The 19,115-nt window shown below is 36.4% G+C and carries 17 protein-coding genes; 10 read left to right on the forward strand and 7 right to left on the reverse strand.

Features of this window, described 5'->3' with window-relative positions; genetic code table 11:
- Positions 1–305 precede the first annotated feature (305 nt).
- The 5 genes from MHB42_RS00690 to MHB42_RS00710 are packed head-to-tail and all read left to right on the forward strand — an operon-like array spanning position 306 to position 8,463.
- Positions 306–1,799 (forward strand): type I restriction-modification system subunit M, encoded by a 1,494-nt coding sequence (locus tag MHB42_RS00690; RefSeq protein ID WP_340803842.1) that lies wholly within the window; start codon positions 306–308, stop codon positions 1,797–1,799.
- Entirely contained in the window at positions 1,799–3,061 is a 1,263-nt protein-coding gene (locus MHB42_RS00695; RefSeq protein ID WP_340803843.1) for a restriction endonuclease subunit S, read from the forward strand. Before MHB42_RS00690 ends, MHB42_RS00695 begins: the two co-directional genes overlap by 1 nt.
- Before the next feature lie 22 nt (positions 3,062–3,083).
- Positions 3,084–3,536 carry a hypothetical protein gene (locus MHB42_RS00700; protein ID WP_340803844.1) on the forward strand — a complete coding sequence of 151 codons (453 nt, stop codon included), beginning with the start codon at positions 3,084–3,086 and terminating at the stop codon, positions 3,534–3,536.
- Positions 3,537–3,560: 24 nt separating this feature from the next.
- A complete protein-coding gene (locus MHB42_RS00705; protein WP_340803845.1) occupies positions 3,561–6,494 on the forward strand; it encodes a type I restriction endonuclease subunit R in 2,934 nt (977 codons plus the stop codon).
- A 37-nt stretch (positions 6,495–6,531) separates the two neighbouring features.
- Positions 6,532–8,463 carry a tetratricopeptide repeat protein gene (locus MHB42_RS00710; protein ID WP_340803846.1) on the forward strand — a complete coding sequence of 644 codons (1,932 nt, stop codon included), beginning with the start codon at positions 6,532–6,534 and terminating at the stop codon, positions 8,461–8,463.
- Between the two features lie 68 nt (positions 8,464–8,531).
- Here the strand turns inward: MHB42_RS00710 and MHB42_RS00715 are convergent, their stop codons facing one another.
- Both MHB42_RS00715 and MHB42_RS00720 read right to left on the reverse strand, forming a co-directional pair.
- Entirely contained in the window at positions 8,532–9,257 is a 726-nt protein-coding gene (locus MHB42_RS00715; protein ID WP_340803847.1) for a M48 family metallopeptidase, read from the reverse strand.
- A gap of 1,530 nt (positions 9,258–10,787) precedes the next feature.
- Positions 10,788–12,788 (reverse strand): DEAD/DEAH box helicase, encoded by a 2,001-nt coding sequence (locus MHB42_RS00720; protein WP_340803848.1) that lies wholly within the window; start codon positions 12,786–12,788, stop codon positions 10,788–10,790.
- A gap of 197 nt (positions 12,789–12,985) precedes the next feature.
- Between MHB42_RS00720 and MHB42_RS00725 the strand changes: the two genes are divergently transcribed.
- Entirely contained in the window at positions 12,986–13,291 is a 306-nt protein-coding gene (locus tag MHB42_RS00725; protein ID WP_340803849.1) for a hypothetical protein, read from the forward strand.
- 49 nt (positions 13,292–13,340) lie between these two features.
- Here MHB42_RS00725 and MHB42_RS00730 read toward each other — a convergent pair whose 3' ends face one another.
- From MHB42_RS00730 to MHB42_RS00745, 4 genes are all read right to left on the reverse strand, one after another.
- A complete protein-coding gene (locus MHB42_RS00730; protein ID WP_340803850.1) occupies positions 13,341–13,688 on the reverse strand; it encodes a helix-turn-helix domain-containing protein in 348 nt (115 codons plus the stop codon).
- Between the two features lie 133 nt (positions 13,689–13,821).
- On the reverse strand, positions 13,822–14,079 hold the full coding sequence (locus MHB42_RS00735; protein WP_340803851.1) for a hypothetical protein: 258 nt from the start codon (positions 14,077–14,079) through the stop codon (positions 13,822–13,824).
- Positions 14,080–14,158: 79 nt separating this feature from the next.
- Positions 14,159–15,127, reverse strand: coding sequence for a hypothetical protein (locus MHB42_RS00740; protein ID WP_340803852.1), 969 nt, complete (start codon positions 15,125–15,127; stop codon positions 14,159–14,161).
- A gap of 20 nt (positions 15,128–15,147) precedes the next feature.
- A complete protein-coding gene (locus tag MHB42_RS00745) occupies positions 15,148–15,645 on the reverse strand; it encodes a hypothetical protein (protein ID WP_340803853.1) in 498 nt (165 codons plus the stop codon).
- Positions 15,646–16,096: 451 nt separating this feature from the next.
- Between MHB42_RS00745 and MHB42_RS00750 the strand changes: the two genes are divergently transcribed.
- The 4 genes from MHB42_RS00750 (at position 16,097) to MHB42_RS00765 (ending at position 18,414) form a co-directional block, all read left to right on the forward strand.
- The gene (locus MHB42_RS00750) at positions 16,097–16,573 is read left to right on the forward strand and encodes a hypothetical protein (protein WP_340803854.1); all 477 of its coding nucleotides are present in this window, start codon (positions 16,097–16,099) and stop codon (positions 16,571–16,573) included.
- 216 nt (positions 16,574–16,789) lie between these two features.
- Positions 16,790–17,170, forward strand: a complete 381-nt coding sequence (locus MHB42_RS00755) for a hypothetical protein (RefSeq protein ID WP_340803855.1) — start codon at positions 16,790–16,792, stop codon at positions 17,168–17,170.
- Positions 17,167–17,646 carry a hypothetical protein gene (locus MHB42_RS00760; protein ID WP_340803857.1) on the forward strand — a complete coding sequence of 160 codons (480 nt, stop codon included), beginning with the start codon at positions 17,167–17,169 and terminating at the stop codon, positions 17,644–17,646. The genes MHB42_RS00755 and MHB42_RS00760 overlap by 4 nt, the downstream gene beginning before the upstream one ends.
- Before the next feature lie 183 nt (positions 17,647–17,829).
- Positions 17,830–18,414 carry a tyrosine-type recombinase/integrase gene (locus MHB42_RS00765; RefSeq protein WP_340803859.1) on the forward strand — a complete coding sequence of 195 codons (585 nt, stop codon included), beginning with the start codon at positions 17,830–17,832 and terminating at the stop codon, positions 18,412–18,414.
- Between the two features lie 66 nt (positions 18,415–18,480).
- Here the strand turns inward: MHB42_RS00765 and MHB42_RS00770 are convergent, their stop codons facing one another.
- Complete coding sequence (locus tag MHB42_RS00770) at positions 18,481–18,900, reverse strand: hypothetical protein (RefSeq protein WP_340803860.1); 420 nt, start codon at positions 18,898–18,900, stop codon at positions 18,481–18,483.
- Between the last annotated feature and the right edge of the window lie 215 nt (positions 18,901–19,115).

The following is a 19,115-nucleotide window of genomic DNA, read 5'->3' on the forward strand; positions in this document are numbered from 1 at the left end:
TACGCGATTTGTGGTGTAATCGGGCAAGGATAAAACAGTTTAACGGAATCAAACATCCTATGAATTTGTGATGTAAATTGGCAAAGATAGACGTTTTTGTGATGTGAAATGGCAAAGATAGGGGGTCCTTGCATCTGAAATTTCATTACGAATCAAAAATACATATATAAATGTTTGGAAGTAAACATTTAACTTTAATAAAATGGATTTATACAGTGATTTTGATATCGCGTATTTATTAATGCGGAATTTATGGTACTGTGGAATTATAAAATGGGATAGTTTTTCCAATGGAGGAAGTTAAAATGACTCAATTAACATTACAGGAACTAGAATCACACCTATGGAAGTCAGCGGATATTTTACGTGGCTCGGTGGATTCTGGGGATTTTAAAAATTACATATTCGGTTTACTGTTTTTAAAGCGTTTAAATGACGTGTTTGAGGAGCATCGTGCAGCGATAATGGCAGAGCATGGTGAGGAGATTGGGGCGTTATTAGTAGACGACCAAGACCAATATCAATTTTACGTACCAGAAGCTGCGCGTTGGACTGTCATTCGCTCGAAGGCAGAGAATATCGGTTCAGCGATTAACGTGGCATTTGAGGCGCTTGAGAACGAAAATAAGACGCTTGAAGGGGTTTTAACACCGATTGACTTCAACCGTAAAGAAGTGCTGACAGACGACGTGCTACAACGCTTATTACAGCACTTTGAATTATTAGACTTACGTAATGAAAGTTTATCAGAACCAGATATGCTAGGACGTGCTTACGAGTATTTAATTAAAATGTTTGCCGATGATGCTGGTAAGAAAGGTGGCGAATTCTATACACCGTCAAAAGTGGTTGAGCTTATCGTCAAATTAATTAAGCCAGAGGAAGGTATGCGCGTGTACGACCCAACGTGTGGTTCGGGCGGGATGCTCATTCAAGCGGTCGATTACGTAAAGGCTACAGGTGGCAATCCACAATCATTATCGTTATTCGGTCAAGAGAAGAACCTTAATACATGGTCGATTGCGAAAATGAATTTATTACTGCATGACTTACCTGACCATAAAATTGTCAAAGGCGATACAATTCGTTCACCGAAGCTTGTAGAAGATGGTGAAATTATGCTATTTGACCGCGTAATTGCCAATCCACCGTTTTCATTAAAAGAATGGGGACGTGAGGAAGCTGAGCATGATGCATACGGACGCTTCCAATACGGCTTACCACCGAAAAATGCAGGTGACTTTGCGTTTATTCAGCATATGATTGCGTCACTTAAAGGTAACGGTAAAGCTGGTGTTGTTATGCCGCATGGTGTGCTATTCCGCGGTGGTGCAGAGGGCAAAATTCGTCAAGGCTTACTAGAATCGGATTTATTCGAGGCAGTTATTGGTTTACCATCGAACCTATTTTACGGCACAGGCATTCCAGCGAGCGTGCTTATTTTCAATCGTGATAAAGACGAAAAGCGTAAAGGCAATGTGCTATTTATCGCAGCAGAGGGTGAATTCCAAGAAGGTAAAAATCAAAATACGTTACGTGATGAGGATGTTGCGAAAATCGTTGCAACGTATGATGCATATGAAGATATTGAAAAATACGCACGTGTTGTGCCGTTAGAGGAAATCAAAAATAATGACTACAACTTAAACATCACACGCTACATTGATAAGTCAGAGGAAGAAGAACAAGTGGATATTGCAGCAGTTCTGCAAGACCTCCAAGCAATCGAAGCTAAACGTAACGACACGAAAGCGAAGTTAAATGGTTACTTACGTGAACTTGGGGTAGGTGAGATTTGATGGGCGAAGTGCGTGAAGGGTATAAGATGACGGAGCTTGGGGTAGTGCCGAGTGAGTGGGAAGTACTCACTGTCGATGATATTGCGAATAAAATAGTTGGTGGAGGAACTCCTTCACGTGAAAATGAGAGTTTTTATAATGGAGATATTCCATGGGTAACAGTTAAAGACATGAAGGGTTCTTTTTATCAAGAAGATGCTCAAGAATTTATTACTGAAGCTGCCTTAAAAAACTCAGCATCTAATTTAATTGAACCTAATAATATAATTGTTGCAACACGTATTGCTTTAGGTAGAGGATTTATTAATACAAAAGAGGTAGCTATAAATCAAGATTTAAAAGCAATTTATTTAAATGATACTAAAGTAAAAAATGAGTATTTTTTATATTGGTATTTACAAAATGCTGAGTTTATTAAAGGGTTGGGGTCGGGTTCAACAGTAAAAGGAATTAGAGTAGAGCAGTTAAAGTCATTGCAATTACCAATCCCAAATATAGGAGAACAACAAAAAATCGCCTCAATCCTTTCAACCGTAGACGAGCAAGTTGATGAAACCGAGCAGTTGATTGTTAAAACAAAGGAATTGAAAAAAGGTTTAATGCAGCAATTGCTAACAAAAGGGATTGGGCATACGGAGTTTAAGCAGACAGAGCTTGGGGAGATACCGAATGAGTGGGAAATTAAGGATTTAATCGACATAGGAACCTTTTCAAAAGGTAAGGGTATTGCTAAAAAAGATTTGTCTGACAAGGGTATGCCATGTATTTTATATGGTCAATTGTACACAAAGTATAAAGAGCGTATTGATAAGGTGACTAGTTATACAGAAATTGAAGTGAAAAATCCTGTCATCGGAATGAAAAATGATTTATTGATTCCTTCTTCGGGAGAAACAGCTATTGATATTGCTACAGCTAGTGCATTAAACGTGGATAACATTTATATTGGTGGTGATATTAATTTATTCACACCATTTATTGAGGTAGATTCAAATTTCTTAAGTCTTCAAATTAATTCAACTAGAAAATCAGAATTAGCTAAATTAGCTCAAGGTTCATCAGTATATCATTTATATTCAAGCTCTTTAGAAAACTTTAGCGTAGTTTTACCGTCATTAGAAGAACAACAAAAAATCGCCCAAATCCTTTCAACAGTAGACGAACAAATCGATATCTACGAACAGGAAAAGGTTAAATACGAGGAGCTGAAAAAAGGTTTAATGCAGCAGCTTCTTACAGGTCAAATTCGCGTGAAAATCTAATTCAAACACAAAGGGGATTTGTATGAATAATTTTCAAAGAGTTGGTTCCATCAGTAACGCACATATCGGTCGTGATTTTGAGGAAGCAGCATACGTCTATTTTACGGCGCAGGGCTATTCAATCATCAAGGATGTGGCGTTGCCAATTGGGCTTGAACGTAAGAAAAATCATCGCTTTGATTTAGGTGCGCCTGCTGGTGCAGAAGATAAAATCATCATTGAATGTAAATCGCACCGTTGGACTTCGGGGGATAATGTACCGAGTGCCAAGCTAACCGTCTGGAACGAGGCGATGTATTACTTTCATTTAGCACCACCAGAGTACCGTAAAATCTTTTTCATTTTGCGCGATTATAGCAACAAACGTAATGAAACATTAGGTGAATATTATATCCGTACATACGGGCATCTCATTCCGAGTGATGTAGAAATAATGGAATATGATGAGGAACTTCAAACGGTTCGTGTGCTGTGACGGGTAAGTGGCAGGTGAATGTGGATGAATAAATTAGAATATACCGAGGTAGAACTGCCTTTTATTGAGCAGTTGAAAGGTTATGGTTACGTGCATAAAACAGGACCAGAACTTGATGATGAACGCTCGTCAAAGGCGGCAATCGTATTAGAGAAGCGCTTTGCACAGGCGATTCGTCAGCTCAACCCTTGGATAGACGACAGTAACGTAGAAAAAGTCGTGAAGCAGTTTGTATCATTGCAAGCGGAGGATACGTGGCACGCCAACAAAACGATATTTGAATGGCTGTTTGGACAAGGTATTTCGGTCATGCAAGATGTAGGTAACGGCAAGAAAAATCAGACGGTCGTGCTATTTGATTTTGATGTGCCAGAAAATAACGAATTTATGGTCGTCAATCAGTTGTCGATTGAAAATGCGAACGGCACGATTCGACCGGATATTGTGCTGTACATAAACGGTTTACCGCTTGTATTAGTGGAATGTAAAAGCCCGAAAGTACAGGTGGACAAGCAGTTGCCAGAAGGTGTGCGTCAGTTTGAGCGCTATATGCAAACGAATGCGCGACTGTTTTGGTACAACCAAATTTTAATCGTCACAAGTCGTGACCGAGCGCGTGCAGGAACGGTATTTGCCAAAGCACAGCACTACGGTTTATGGAAAGACCCATATCCTTTAACGATGGACGACGTTGGCTCGACACGCGCACAGGACGTTTTAATTGCGGGTATGCTGCGTAAAGATGCGCTGCTTGATTTAATGCGTAATTTTATTGTATTCGATGGCAAAGTAAAAAAACTGGCACGCTATCAGCAATATCGCGCCGTCAACAAAGCGATTGACCGTATTTTAACGGCAGATAAGCCAGCTTTACGAGGCGGTGTTGTTTGGCATACGCAAGGCTCTGGAAAATCGTTAACGATGGTGTACTTAGCGATGAAGCTGCGTCGTCAAACGAAGCTACAAAATCCGATGCTCGTCATTGTGACCGACCGACAAGACCTTGATGAACAAATAACGGGTACTTTCCAGCAATCAGGCTTCCCGAACCCAACACAAGCGAGTTCCGTAGCGGATTTAAAGCAACAGCTTGCAAAAGGTGCGGGTAGTACGGTTATGACGCTCATTCAAAAGTTCCAAGGCGATGACGACAAGCAGTTCCCTATCATTTCGGAATCAGAAAATATCATCGTGATGACGGATGAATCACACCGTTCACAATACAAAGGCTTAGCGATGAACATGCGTAAAGCCCTTCCGAATGCAACGTTCATCGGCTTTACGGGTACGCCTATCGAAAAAGAAAAGCGTTCGACAACTGGCAAGTTCGGGGCGTATATCGATAAATATACGATTGAGCAAGCGGTGGAGGACGAGGCAACGGTAGCGATTTTTTACGAATCACGCCTACCAAATTTACACGTCAAAGGTGAATCGCTAGACGAGCTATTTTCACGTTCATTTCATGAGTATGACGACGATACACGCGAAAAGATAAAGCAAAAGTTTGTGAATGATGAGCTATTACTCACTTCGCCCGACCGAATGCGTGAAATCGCACTCGATATTGTGCGCCATTATGAAAGCAAAATATTAGTGAATGGCTATAAGGCACAGGTCGTTGCGATTTCGCGTCATGCAGCGGTGGAATATAAAAAGCTCATTGATGAGTTCGCCGCAGGTCAATTTGAAACAGCCGTTATTTTCTCTGCTGGTCAAAATGATTCGGAGGAAATGCGTCAGTACCACATTTCAAAAGAGCAGGAAAAGAGCCTTATTGCGCGTTTTAAAAAGCCGATGGATGAGGATAAGCTCGCAATGCTTATCGTGTGTGACAAGCTGCTAACAGGCTTTGACGCACCGATTGAACAGGTGATGTATTTAGATAAGCCATTGAAGGAACATAACCTACTACAAGCGATTGCCCGCACGAATCGTAAGTATGATGATAACAAGACATACGGGTTAATTGTCGATTACTTTGGCGTATCGCGGTTCCTTGACCAAGCGCTTGAGATTTTCAGCGCAAATGATGTGCAAGGGGCGTTGAAGTCGATTGATGATGAATTGCCACGTCTAGAGCAGCGTCACAAAAAAGCGCTTCGTTATTTTGACGGTGTGAAGCCAAAAGATTTAGAGGAAGCGATTTTACGCTTAGTAGATGAGGACGTTCGAGCAGACTTTGACATGGCGTATAAGCGCTTTGCACAAAGTATGGATAAAGTATTACCAAGTCCAAAAGCAGAGCGTTTTACGGGCGATTTAAAGCGTTTAGGCGCGATTCGTCAGTTGGCAAAGTCACGCTTCTCTGTGGATGATGGGATGGACATTTCAGAATGTGGTGAAAAGGTGCGCCGTCTTGTGCAGAACTATTTGTTTACAGAAGGTATCGACGCCCGTGACCCTGTTTCCATTTTGGACGTATCGTTTAAGGAAGAACTCGAAAAGAACGTAAAGCCCGAAACGAAGGCAGCTCAAATGGAACACGCCATCAAAAAGGAAATCACCATTCGCTTAGATGAGGATAAAGTTTTTTATACATCTTTACGGGAAAAAGTCGAGCAGCTCATCGAAAAGTATAAAGAGCGTCAGATGACCATTTTTGAGCTGTTAGAGAAGCTAGAAGAAGCGAAGGAAGCGATTGTGACCAAAGTTAGCGGGAAAACCCAAAGCGGCTTAACGAGCCTGCAAGAGCCTTATTATAACAAGTTGTTGGAAGTGCATGAAGAAAGTGCTGAATATAATTTGAAGCAAATTGCGGTGGACGTGCATCAGTTTATTGAGGATACAGTAGCGCCGATAAGTGATTGGTCGTCAAAGACAGATTTTAAGCGTAAATTAACGGCGGATTTAAAGGTGAAGCTGTTGAAAGAGAAAATGTCGATGAGTGATGCTTCGATGTTGACGGGGTATTTCGTTGCGTTGGCTGAGAATCAGTATGGGAAGAAATTACTTTAAATTAATTTGATGACAAACTTACTGATGGGGGACATAGATGAATAAAAAGCTAAGTTTTTCTGAAATTGATTTTTCAAATCCATTTCAGATGCAAGGGATGTATAACTATGCGACTTCAATTTTCTATTCGAATCCGCAAGAGGCTAGAAGGATATTTCATAGAATATTAAGATATAAAGATGTTAGTGCTGTTCATTCAGGATGTTATATAAGTTTGGCACGAATGTTATTAAATAGTCATATTTCAAATGTTTTAAAAGGTCATAGAAATAAAACCATAGAGGCTGAATTAATTTCCCTAATTGAAAATTCTCTAGAAGTGAAGCCTACTAATACAGCAGCTCATGGATTGATGGCGGAATTCTATATGCTTGTAGGGGAGTTTGAAAATGCTTTAGAACAATTGAATAAAATACCTACAGAACATGGGATTATTTCATTGGAACACAATTTATGTCTACATCTTGAATTAATTAGCCAACAAGTAAAAAAAGGTAAGTTGTCAAAAGAGGTTTATTTAGGGGAGGATGCAAAAGAGTTTTATTTAGCATTTCTGAACCAGAATAAAAAAACGGTTAATGATACGGCATTTTGTAAAATAATTGAATGTTTTTTAGATGGTACACGTATAAATGCCCTATTTGCCTTAGATATCTTAAAAATAGCTGAAGCTAAACTTCCGGAGAGTTTAAATATTGTTCATGCTGCCTGCAATATTTACAGTGTGGGTATTTATCAATTCCCAGAAAAATTATTGGAATATGCATTAAAAAAGAAGAGATTGATAGAAAAAACTGATGCTGAAATATCAGAAGAAATAAGGGATTCAACTTTTACTCATTTAGGGCAAGCATATGTAGGTCTGAAGCGATATGACGATGCTATTGAAATTTTAGAACCAAGAGCAAATAAAAAGTCTAAAAACGTGGATTTGCACAATCTTGCCAATGCATATTATAATACACAAAATTATGAATTAGCAGCAAAATATGCGAAACGGGCTCTTTATACAGTAGAGGATGAGACCACTTTACACTTATTAGCATGTATATTTCATGAACAAGCCAACCATAAAGAAGCAATTAAATATTTCGAGAGAGAACTCCACTTTAGGAAAAATGCAGAGGCATTTATTCAAACGATTGAAGAGAATGGTGACCCTATGTTCTCTAATCTAGCAGAGGAAGATGATGAACCTGTTTATGAGCGATTATACTTATCTTTTATTAGTAGCTTATATCAAGAAAAAGAGTATATAAAAGCTAAAATTATTTTAGAAGAAGCATTACAGGATTATCCTAATAACAGAAATATTAAATCATGGGAGAGTATTTTAGATAATGTATTTTCCCAAGAGGAAGTATTGAAAACATACCAAGAAGAATTAAATTGCCAAAAACGTCAGTACTTTGAGGTTCGAGCTAATTATGAAAAAATCATGAATACTTATCATACATGGGCTGAAAAATTATTTGAGTTACAGAATAAAGTTTTTAACGAAGAAACCTTAGAAAAAGATATGGAAACAATTATCGAAATATTAAAAAGTGAGTCAGGTTTTTCAGATAAGAAAGTTAAACATATAAAATCTAATATTGAGAAAAATTTTCCGTATTTAGACCAAAAAAGCAAAGTCTTTTTGGTCACAGCCGAGTATTTATATAGTTCGAATCAATATGCAATGATGGATTTCGCACCAATCGTAGTTGAATATAGCAAAGTATTAGAGAATGAATTAAATAAGCATTTAAAATTAAAATCTAAATGTACATTAGGGCAACTTGTATATTATATTAGAGAAAATAAAGTGCCACATTTCTTCGATTATTTATCAGAAATTAATCAAATTTTAGTATGGAGAAATGGAAGTGCGCACACTAGCACGTCTACAATAGAAGTTGTAGAACATATTCGTGAAACTTATTATGATAAAGACTTGCTTAAAAGATTGTTCGTTGATAATAATTAAATATTGTATAGCTGAACAACGCCATTTGATGTTTTAGATGGCGTTGTTTTTAGCTAATTATTCAATTTTTAAATAAATAGTAATTGCCCGTTGATTCGTAACCACTCTTTCCGTTCCTCATAATCATCTACAAGCATCCCCAATGTATCCCAGAACGCCTTCGAATGGTCCATATATTTTAAGTGTGCTAGTTCATGTGCAAGTACGTAGTCAATAATTGAAACAGGTGCAAGTAAGATGCGCCAATTGATAAGTACCTGCCCGTTTGCTGTACAACTTCCCCATCGTTGCTGCTGGTCCTTTATTTTTACAGCAGTTGGTTCTTGCTGCAATTTTATCGTGAAACGGTGAATGCGGTTCTGAACGAAAGCCTCACCTTTTTCCTTAATCCATTGCTCGTAAAGAGGTAATAAAACTTCACGATGCTGCTCTTCAGTAATTTGTACAGGCAACAGCGCAATAAATGTACCTTGTTGGAATTTGAATGTTGCCTCCCGAACATCGTCATTTTTAAACACTTTCAATCGATACTGCCTGCCTAAGTACGGCAGCTTTTCGCCTGATAAAAAGGAACGGATATGGCTCTCATCAATCATCTCATTGAAATGAAACAGCTGAGCGCGAATCCAAGTCGCCTTTTGATAAACAAGCTCTTCGATTTTCTCTGCTGTTGTTTGTGCTGGTGCAGTAATCATTACACCATTCGCATCAACACTAATTGAAACGGTTTTACGTCGTTCACTCCATTTGATTGTATAAGGGATGGTATCTTGCCCAAATTGAATACTATACATAAAAAATCCCTCCTACAAAATATCTCTTACATTTTATCATGCTACTGAAAATAGTATAAAGCCCGAACAGTGACAAAAAAAGCTGTGCTCGACCTCAACGGTATTGTTGTAGATGATAGAACATATTATGTGTAGACTTCTAACGTTTAGATGCTTAAAAGAAAAACGTGACAAAAATTTAAATTAATTCTTTAAGAAACTACTGATTTTTTTGTCACGTTTGCGTAATTTGTTGTGGATACACAAATACAATTTTGCTGCGATAAATATAAAAGATTTCAATGGCAACGTGTAAATGTTATATTCTAGCGCAGCATTTGCTTCCGAACGCAACACACGTTGTTTTGTTCCACTTAAGACATTGCTTGCTTCCGAAAATGAAAAGGTTGACAAAAATTTAAATTAATTCTTTAAGAAATTAACGGATTTTTTGTCACCCTTAACGTATTTTGAAATGTGTCTAAAATGTGACTACTTTGTGCAACAAATACCTATATGTGCTTTTTGTTTCCGAAAAGCGTCATGTTTTGTTGTGGATACACTTATTCGCTTAAGCTGCGATTAAACTGAAAAAGGATTTCAATGGCAACGTGTAAATGTTCTGTTCCAGTGCAGCATTTGTTACTGAATAGGACACACGTTGTTTTTGTGCCACTTATTGCATTGTATGTTGCTGATAGAGTGGAACGGTGACATTGTTTTAGTGTATTCTCTAAAACAATAAACGAAAATTTTGTCACCTTTAACATTTACATTGATTGTGTTTAATTGTTTTCATGGTGGATACACATTAACTTGTAAGCTGCGATAGAAAACAGAAAACAAATATAATGGCAACGTGTAATGTTTTATTTCGGCGCAGCGTTTGTTTCCGAACACGACACACGTTGTTTCGTACCACTTAAGGCGTTAATTGCTTCTGAATAATGAAAAGCGTGACAAAAATTTAAATTAATTCTTTAAGAAACAACAGATTTTTTTGTCACGTTTATGGATTGCAGTGTGGATACACAAATACAGTTTTGCTGCGATAAATATATAAAACATTTCAATAGCAACGTGTAAAGTCATATTAAGGCGCAAAACTCGTTTTCAAATAGGACACACGTTGGTTTGTACTACTTAAAGTATTAAGTGTTTCCGAAAATGAAAAAGGTGACAAAAATTTAAATTAGTTCTTTAAGAAACAACAGATTTTTTTGTCACCTTTTCTAATGTTAATAATTTAACAGCTTGTGCAATGTGTTAATGAATCCAGATGTAGTAGCACATAATGCTTTTATTTGTATTACGTTTCACTTAGTCGTAGGAACACTGTAACGAAGTCCGTCTAAGCTTCGTAAAAAAGATGGCAATGGCAACACGTAAAGTAGTATTTGGATGCAATATTTGTCACTAAAAAGGACGCACGTTGTTTTACCTGTGATTCTTGAGAGAACTACGCTTTTAATTAGTACGAAGCAACGTGTGCGTTAGAGTACAAAAAAACGATAGCGCATGAAAGCACTATCGCCAAATGTATTATTCATTTTATGAAGCCAGCAAAAGATAGATTAAGTCTACGTTAGCGATGACTTCATTCTTTTTAATTGTACATTTCAGTAAGTTAGCAACCTCTTCGTTTGTTAAATTGAATTGTGCTGCTATTGTAGCTGGAGTGTGTAATTCTAACGAATATAAGCGTTTCGAATTTGTTCTCTTTTCTCTTTTGAAAAAATATATTTTTTGCATTTTTTCAGCAGGAAGTAAATTTCCGTCAATTGAACAAATAGCTAGTTTATGAGCTTCGTGTAAAAGAATTTTTAATTCTTTTACAGTAAAGTAATTATCGCCGACTTCACCTGCTATCAATTGAACATATTCTAACGTGAAGTTTGTATTATTGGTACGTTTTAAGGTTTGTAGCTCTATATAACCGTTTAAAGTATCAATTAGCAAATTCACTTGAGTAGATGAGAAGTTTTCCGCAATTTTTATTAACAAGTTATAGCATGACGTATAAGGTAACAAAGCCTTCAAAGTTCGTTTTTCAACAGGCTCAAGGGCGTGATTTTTTAAATAGAAATCGAATTGCTTTTGTCGCTTTTGCAACAGTTCGAAATCTTGGTCAGTGAAGCGCTGTGAAAGAGGTATATCGCTAATACTAATATCCTCTTTAGTAGCACCTTCTTCAAGTTGTGAATCTAAGTCATAGTCTACACAAGAAATTGTATAGTGCGGAAATTGCTTTTTAAGGGCTGCAATAAACGCATGACGATTCGATTTATAGTACAGTTCGAAATCCTTTGAAATGTCGTTTAAAATTGCTAGTTCATCAATTACAATTGATTTTCCATCTAAAGCTAGATAAGCATTTCTTTCGCAAGATGAGATAGATTGAACAGTTAGTTCGGTAACTCCATTAGTCATTTTGATTAAATTTTGTTTTGAATTTTGCGCTTCGATTTTCAAGCTTCGGAATTTTTGCTCATAGTTATAAAGCATCGAATTACAATTTTCAAAATCGGATGGATTTTCAGTGAAAATTGAGAATCTAGCGTAAGGTTGACGAATTCGATTGCTAATTTGCTCGATTGTTAAAGGACTGAAGAAATTTGAAAATTTATGAGCTACAACGATAACTTCTATTTTTTCATGTTCTTCAATGTTGATGCTAATTCCTTCCGCTAATAAAGAAGTGGTGAAAATAACATCGATGTTTTCAGGGAATCGCCCTAACTGAACAATGCTACGATAAGCTTCATTGTCTTTTCCGATTGATGAGTCGATATTGATTGCTGAAATACTGTTCTCGTTTAATTTGTCTGCTAAAGCTTTGTTTCTTTTGACAGATTGTAAAAATACAATCACTTTATGACCATCATTTACCCGACGATAAATGTATGGAAGTAAACATTTAGCTAATGCCATTTTTTTCGGGAACGAAACGATGCTAAACTCGTTAAATAGCGGTTTAGCGCTACGCTCAACTGTAATTAAGCAATCAAAGCTATCTAATAAAATTAGTTGCGGTGTACCCGAAAGCGCAATGACACTTTTAGCTTTCTGTTGTAACTTGTATAAGCTTGCCATTGTTTTCTTTCGGAAGTTTTTGTTATAGTCAGCAATTAGCCGATGGTACTCATCGATTATCAGGTTGTATTTCGAAGTGTTGTTTAGCAACTTTAAATGTGAAACTAACATTTCGGCTTGGTCATAAGTAGTTATGAACACACGATTACCTTCTCCTATATGTTGGTTGATTAGTTCTTCTTTCCTTTTGACACTACCCGTTAGTAAAAGAGTACCGTTTGGATGATTTTGAGCGATTTGTTCACACAAATTTACGGTAGGAGCCGTAAAGATATAATATTCACTCAACTCATTTTGAGTAGCTAATTGTAGCGCAGCATTCATTAGGCTAGTTGTTTTACCAGTACCTGTTTGAGCATTAATAAGTAGGCTCTGCTCGCGTTGCAACCACTCTTTCGCTAGTTGTGCTGTAATTTTACCGTTATGTAGTTTTTCTTGTGATACGTATTCCTTTTTCATAGTATTTCCTCCGAATGTTTTTTATTTACGAAGAAGAATACAATAAAAAAACGATTTAAAATTCAAAAACATGTCGTACCAATTTTTACCTATTTATTAAAGGGTTCGACATGAATAATGAATCGTTCGACCACTTTTTATCCGCAACTCGTATTTTTCTTAGTATAGTGTGGGTATCAAAAAAGAAAGGTGGTAATATGATGGAATTTACAGGATTAGAAAGCGCTGTAAAGGACTATAATTTGGCTGCACACGCTATTATTGTAATGGACAAAGAAACGCTGGAGGTTTGGACAGATGTATTTGAGGGTCCGAATACTTGGAAGGTTTATCACGATGATAACGTGGTAAATGTGCTTGAAAAACACGCGTTTTATCCAGAAGATATTACAATTACGGTAACAGAGCTAAAGGAACGCTGTCTTGCTATATATGAAGATAGATTAGAAGCGTTTGAATGGGAAGCTATGGTATCAAAATTAAATGGCTTTTTTCTTTTTTGATGCCATACACAAAAGGGACAAGTAGATTTCTCTACCTGTCCCCATTAAATTATGAAATTGTTTTTGCAGCTGCTTCAATCATTTTCTGCTTCTGCTCCAATGTTAATGGTTCTCCATGATGATGTACCTCACTCATTAAGAAAAAGTCTTTCCAATCCAATGGTTCTTCATAAGCCTTTTGCAATTTATCGTTTAAAAACAGCTTTGGGTCCGCTTGCAGCGCCTCGCAAAGTGCTAATAATACGTTTAAAGTAATGTTAGGCTTAAGTCCATTTTCGATTTTTGAAATGTACGAAGCTGTAACGCCAGCTTTATCCGCTAATTCTCTCAATGATAAATTTCTGTCTAATCGCAACGTTTTAATAAGCATAGCGATATTTGTTTCTTTAATTGCCATGTTCCCACTCCTATCAATATGATGTAATGTAATCCTGATGTAGATATAAATAGAATGTTAATAACATTTATTGATATGCTAGTTAGCTTTTCAATGTTATCTACTAAACATTTAATGATATCTACAATACGATTTATTGCTGCCTGTGCAAAATGCGGTCAAACAAAACGAATAATGATATCTTTTTTTGTAGACCTTCCAGAACCGACTCATTTGCTAAACATTCGTTTAAACAAATGGAAGTTAGATGTTCAAATGACATGCCTTCTACATATTGAGCTGCTGCTTCGTCTGTACCTTCTAAGGATTTCAGTAATTGCTGCTTGATTGCTTTCAAGCGAGCTAAATGCGCTTCTTGCATAAGCCTCTTTTTTTCTTCCTTTAATTCCATGTTGATATAACAACACCTTTCTCATAAATTTGCTTATTGTATGCAAAAATAGAGAAAGGTATAACGCTATTTTAAAGGTTTACTTTAAAATTATAGCCCCACCAAAAACCTCATCAACAATGTTTAGATTTAAAATTTCTATTTCATCTAAGTAGTGATGCTCTAGCAATTTCTCAAACTTCTCGCTTGTATGATAATAGGCTTCCGTGTGTGCATCCTCCACGATTAATTTGTATCGGATTAGCAACCCAGCAGGATAACCGAGAATCTGCTGTAAATAATTGCGTATCTCTGTCATTAAATTATCTAACTTTTTGACATACCTGTATTTCCGATTGATATCTAGTATATAGACAGTAGGACCATGCAAGAGTATTTTGTTATGCAGGTCGTCTTCTCTTTCGCAAAAATGCCACTTCCCGATATAGACATTGCGAGCTTGCATGGAGTTAAGGTCAAACTCGTTATCTACTTGAGGGACTGTACTAAGTTCAAGCCCGTGCAGCTTTGCAGAAGCAATATTTTTGACTGCTTCTAGCATATTGTAATGGCTATTAAGTAGATGCCAATTATATTTATATGGCGCTTTCTGCATTAAATTTAACAGTATATGATGAGTGTTTTTCTGTTTGCTCAATAATGTGCTGTTTTTTTGTGTTGCTTTTACAAACGCCTCTAACGTAGTAGGGTCTTCTTGTTCCTGCAACGTGTGTAGCAAGATACTGTTTACATATGCGCTGTGAATAGCTTTGCTAGAAGAAAAACTAATGCTTGGCGTTTCTTCACGGGCAGCTCCGGTTAAAAAGTAGACGCCGAATTTTTTTAAGCGAATAATACGTCGATTTAAGTAATTGTGAATGTGAATAATATCCGCTGCTGTTAGCTCCGTAAGTGCTTTTGATAATTGTGGCTCTGACATACGCTGAAAGTGAGCCATATATTTAGAGAGCTGCGAGCGCCACATAATACCTTTGCCTAAATGATAGATAGCGTAAAGTATAGCCTTATGCTTTTCCGCTACCTCTTGCTTGTATGATTTTTTAATCACGACGAAAAACCCCCTTAAAATTAAATTTTTATAATTTCCATGCGACAGTTAAGAGCTGCTGCAAATGAGCATTTTGCTAAGACGTGTTCCCACTGATAGTTCCTCGTTAAGACTTCTACCAGCTGTAATTGCCCGTCGCGTATGTATCCGCCGTCTGTTGGACTGATATTTCGTTCAACAATTTCTTCAAATAATCTCTCTGATTCCGAATTTTTAGATGTTTGGTTCCGAACATTTAAAAGTTCTCTCTCTGTTATCCAAGTCAGACGTTGCTCCAGTGGTAACGCCATATAGTAATTAGCGATTGCTATGTCATGTGTTGCTGACGTTGAGCGATAGAAGTGACCTAAAACACAATGTTTAGAAGCAAACTTTTTCCCTTTGTCCGTTAAAAAGTAAATACGCTCTGTACGGTTGTTGGAGCAAAAGGCTAGTGACTCTTTAATATAGCCATCTTGAATGAAGCATTTGAGCCTAGTTTTGCTGATGTAATGTTCAATGTGTTCTTGTGTTAACACACCGCATGACTTGAATGCATGAAGTAAGTGCTTGTCATGTGGTTTGAGATATTTAATGCAATTTGCTATTGAGAATGCACCTCCGAATATAGATTTGACATTACTTATCCGTGTTCTCGCACCTACGCTCCCGAATGAGTAATAACAAGCTATTGTACGGAAAAGTAGGTGTAAATATAACACTATGTAAAAATTGCAGTGCTTTATTTAAGAGCTATCTGGTATTAAGTGAAATGCATGATATAAGTGCATAAAGAATAGGTAGAACATATTTTTTGTCGTATAAAGTAATAATTTGCAATGAGTTTGTATAAGATAAAAAACCAAAAGATATGGAGCCATAATTAAATGCAATGAAAAAGTGCGTTAGAAAAAGGTAGAACATGTTTTTTGGAATAGTTTGTAGTGTTTTTGTATAAAATGAAAAATCAAAAGTGAGGAGGTGAGTTTTTTGTCGATTGTAGACTATTTAAACTTGGAAATTGAAGAACAAGTTAAGTGGTTAAACAAGCAGCGAGCTACGAAGCAGCTTAAGGTAATCGCACAGGAAATGGGCGTTGGAGCTTATGTTTTGGAAAAGCCAATCAAATCTGCCGGATACAAATATGATAGCAACCGGAGAAGATATGTTTTGCAAGAGCAAGAACGGGATGGGATTCGACAAGATGCGTTGCAGTTTTTGGAAGATAATCTAGAAGTCTTAAAGGACTTGATTTTACGAACAGCGCAATCCAAAGAGGAATGTCGATTTGTTATTGACCCTTTGCTTTTAGCCAATCGAACATACAAACCAATTAGTTTGAGAATACAAGAGGATGTCTACAAACGATTCTCGGAACTCTTCCAACGGCAATATCAACATTACAAGATGCAAGACATCGTTTCGCAGGCATTACTAGAGTTTTGCGAACGCTATGAACAAAAATGAATGTTTGGAAGGTAACATTGAAATGAATAAAAATACATAAAATTCATTTCTTGTTTTGAATGTTCACTTGAAAACATTTGATTTTAAAGGTTTTTGTATTTTTGTTCCGTTAATTTTTTGCATAAAAATATGCATAAAATACTTGCATAAAAATAGAACGTATGTTTTAATGTTGACTATAATCATCAATCGATTTAAGGAAGGTGAGGTTAACTATTGGAAAACAGAGGTTTTGACACATTATCAAACGAGCATTACAGCGAGTTATTCTTTGGTGATATCGGGCTAGTAGAAATGAAGTATAGAGTTTTCTGTGGCACGAAAGAGATTGATTGTGTGGCGTGGTTAAATGAACAACTAGGAATCACAAACACTAAAAAATCGAAGCACGCAGAGATAGAAATGCTAGGTGAATTATTGCTAGATAAAAAGTTTAAGCTTTTTGTTGACCAGCAATTAACATCGCTACAGGAAGACGCCAAAGAGTACTACAAACAAAAAATTACGCAGGCACATACAGAGTTTCAGAAATATATTGCTGAAAAATTTGATGTGCTTGAAGAAAAAATCAAACAGAACTTGGAGGAATGGAAATGAAAAATAAAATCGAGAACAAGCAAGTAGAAATGGTGAAAACAAACATTGAACTGACTAGCAATGAAGTAGTCACTTATTTACCGGAGGAGTTGTGCGGACCATACGATGCAATTGCTATTGATACACGATTAGATATAGAAGGTGTTTCATATATCTTTCAGTTTGGCATTACTAGAAATGAAGAAGAACTTTTAGTTTCAGCAACTTGCCAAGATACAGATATTAGAAATCTAGTCCTTAAATATCCTAATCTACTTAAGGACATCATGCATCATGAATCAATTCACAAAATGCTAAAAGCATCTTTTGAAAAAGCAATTCTTGATATATATAGTGAAATAAATCAGGAATTACTTGGAGCAAAGTCAATTCATTTTGAAGGCGTGTCACTAAGTGATAATGCTAAAAAAAGTGTCCTAGAATTAGAAGAGATGTTCCTTGATGCAGAATATCCAAGACGTTGGATTTTTGAATAACGTTCCTAGAAAGCCCGACCATATTTTATGGTTCGGGTTTTCTAGAATTATTTAATGTATGCTTTTGAGCAAAAGGATACCTATAAAATGTTGAGATAATAACATCTTTAATTTTATGTGGGTATCAATGTATCCTTTTCGAGTTTTAAAGTGAAAACCATACATATTTATTGAGGTGATTGGATGGCGAATTTAAAAGCAAAAAAAGGTATGTTGATTGACGTACAGCCGTTAAAAACGAAAGTTGAAATTCATAATATGTTGGAAGCACTTGGAATGTCAAAAGAGTTTGGCTTGCGGAACCAGCTGCTATTTAAATTAGGAATTTCCACAGGCTTACGCTGCGGTGATTTAGTGTCCTTAAAAGTAGAGCAAGTAAAAGGAAGAAGTTCATTTAAAATTCGTGAAGGTAAAACTCAAAAAGAACGTACAGTGTATTTAAATAGTTTAATGGCGGATATTGCAGATTATATTGAAACGCTTCCTTCAGATGTAGAGTATTTATTCCCAAGCCGTAAAGGTAATGGACATATAACAACAACGCAAGCTTATCGGATAATCACTAAGGCTGGAGAAATGATTGGTAATGTATCAGTGGGGACCCATACGATGCGTAAAACGTTTGGCTACATATACTATCAAGCAACTAAGGATGTAGCGACTTTAATGGAGATATTTAATCATTCATCGCAAAAAACGACTATGAGGTATTTGGGGCTTACAGCAGAAAGCATCGAAAATAGTTTAAAGAAGATTTCGTTCTTTTAATTGGATGAAACTATAAAAGCAAAATAGCTCCCCGCAATGTTCCTAGAGCATATGCGGGGAGCCTTTTTAATAGTTAATCATTCTTTTTTGGAAATGACTAAACTCGCTGTTCATTGGTTGGAAACCTAAGTTTGTCATTAGGAATTTAAAATCATCAAAGCAGTTTTCAATTAAAAGGTTTGTGTAATTGTTTTTCTTTCCATAAAAATATATTGCACTTACGAATTCTTCAATAAATAAGGGATTTTGATTTAAAGGTGCAAAACCAGCGATAACAAGAGTTTTTATATCGATTTGTGTACGCAACATAAAGGTAGTTCCGCAATAGTAGATGAATAAACGGTCCCCTGTATAGTTTATTTCTATCGGTTCGCCATTAGCATCAACTTTACAGAAGTTAATGATGGCAGCGAATTCTTCTAAGGTAAATCGTTCCCACTCATCAGGTAATAAAGAAGCTCGCAATTTTTTATGTTTAAGATTCATAGTTTTAATTTCCTTTCGTTAGCCAAATTAAAGCCAGTGTAAATCTATTAGTATTAACAATCAATCATGGCAAATGGACTAGTGTTGATAACAATTTGCTTTTTTATGTTTCATATAAAATAAGTGCTTGTAGAGTGAATAATATAGTAAACAAAAAATAAAAACGCATCCTTTTTAGACTGTTAAATCAAGCTTTTGATTAGTCGTATGTTTTA

It is taken from the genome of Lysinibacillus sp. FSL K6-0232 (assembly GCF_038008325.1).
Taxonomy (GTDB): Bacteria; Bacillota; Bacilli; order Bacillales_A; family Planococcaceae; genus Lysinibacillus.

Coding starts and splice junctions, on each gene's coding strand:
- MHB42_RS00695 (WP_340803843.1), top strand. CDS start 1,799: ATGGGCGAAGTGCGTGAAGGGTATAAGATGACGGAGCTTGGGGTAGTG.
- MHB42_RS00710 (WP_340803846.1), top strand. CDS start 6,532: ATGAATAAAAAGCTAAGTTTTTCTGAAATTGATTTTTCAAATCCATTT.
- MHB42_RS00765 (WP_340803859.1), top strand. CDS start 17,830: ATGGCGAATTTAAAAGCAAAAAAAGGTATGTTGATTGACGTACAGCCG.
- MHB42_RS00705 (WP_340803845.1), top strand. CDS start 3,561: ATGAATAAATTAGAATATACCGAGGTAGAACTGCCTTTTATTGAGCAG.
- MHB42_RS00715 (WP_340803847.1), bottom strand. CDS start 9,257: ATGTATAGTATTCAATTTGGGCAAGATACCATCCCTTATACAATCAAA.
- MHB42_RS00725 (WP_340803849.1), top strand. CDS start 12,986: ATGATGGAATTTACAGGATTAGAAAGCGCTGTAAAGGACTATAATTTG.
- MHB42_RS00735 (WP_340803851.1), bottom strand. CDS start 14,079: ATGGAATTAAAGGAAGAAAAAAAGAGGCTTATGCAAGAAGCGCATTTA.
- MHB42_RS00760 (WP_340803857.1), top strand. CDS start 17,167: ATGAAAAATAAAATCGAGAACAAGCAAGTAGAAATGGTGAAAACAAAC.
- MHB42_RS00730 (WP_340803850.1), bottom strand. CDS start 13,688: ATGGCAATTAAAGAAACAAATATCGCTATGCTTATTAAAACGTTGCGA.
- MHB42_RS00690 (WP_340803842.1), top strand. CDS start 306: ATGACTCAATTAACATTACAGGAACTAGAATCACACCTATGGAAGTCA.
- MHB42_RS00770 (WP_340803860.1), bottom strand. CDS start 18,900: ATGAATCTTAAACATAAAAAATTGCGAGCTTCTTTATTACCTGATGAG.
- MHB42_RS00700 (WP_340803844.1), top strand. CDS start 3,084: ATGAATAATTTTCAAAGAGTTGGTTCCATCAGTAACGCACATATCGGT.
- MHB42_RS00720 (WP_340803848.1), bottom strand. CDS start 12,788: ATGAAAAAGGAATACGTATCACAAGAAAAACTACATAACGGTAAAATT.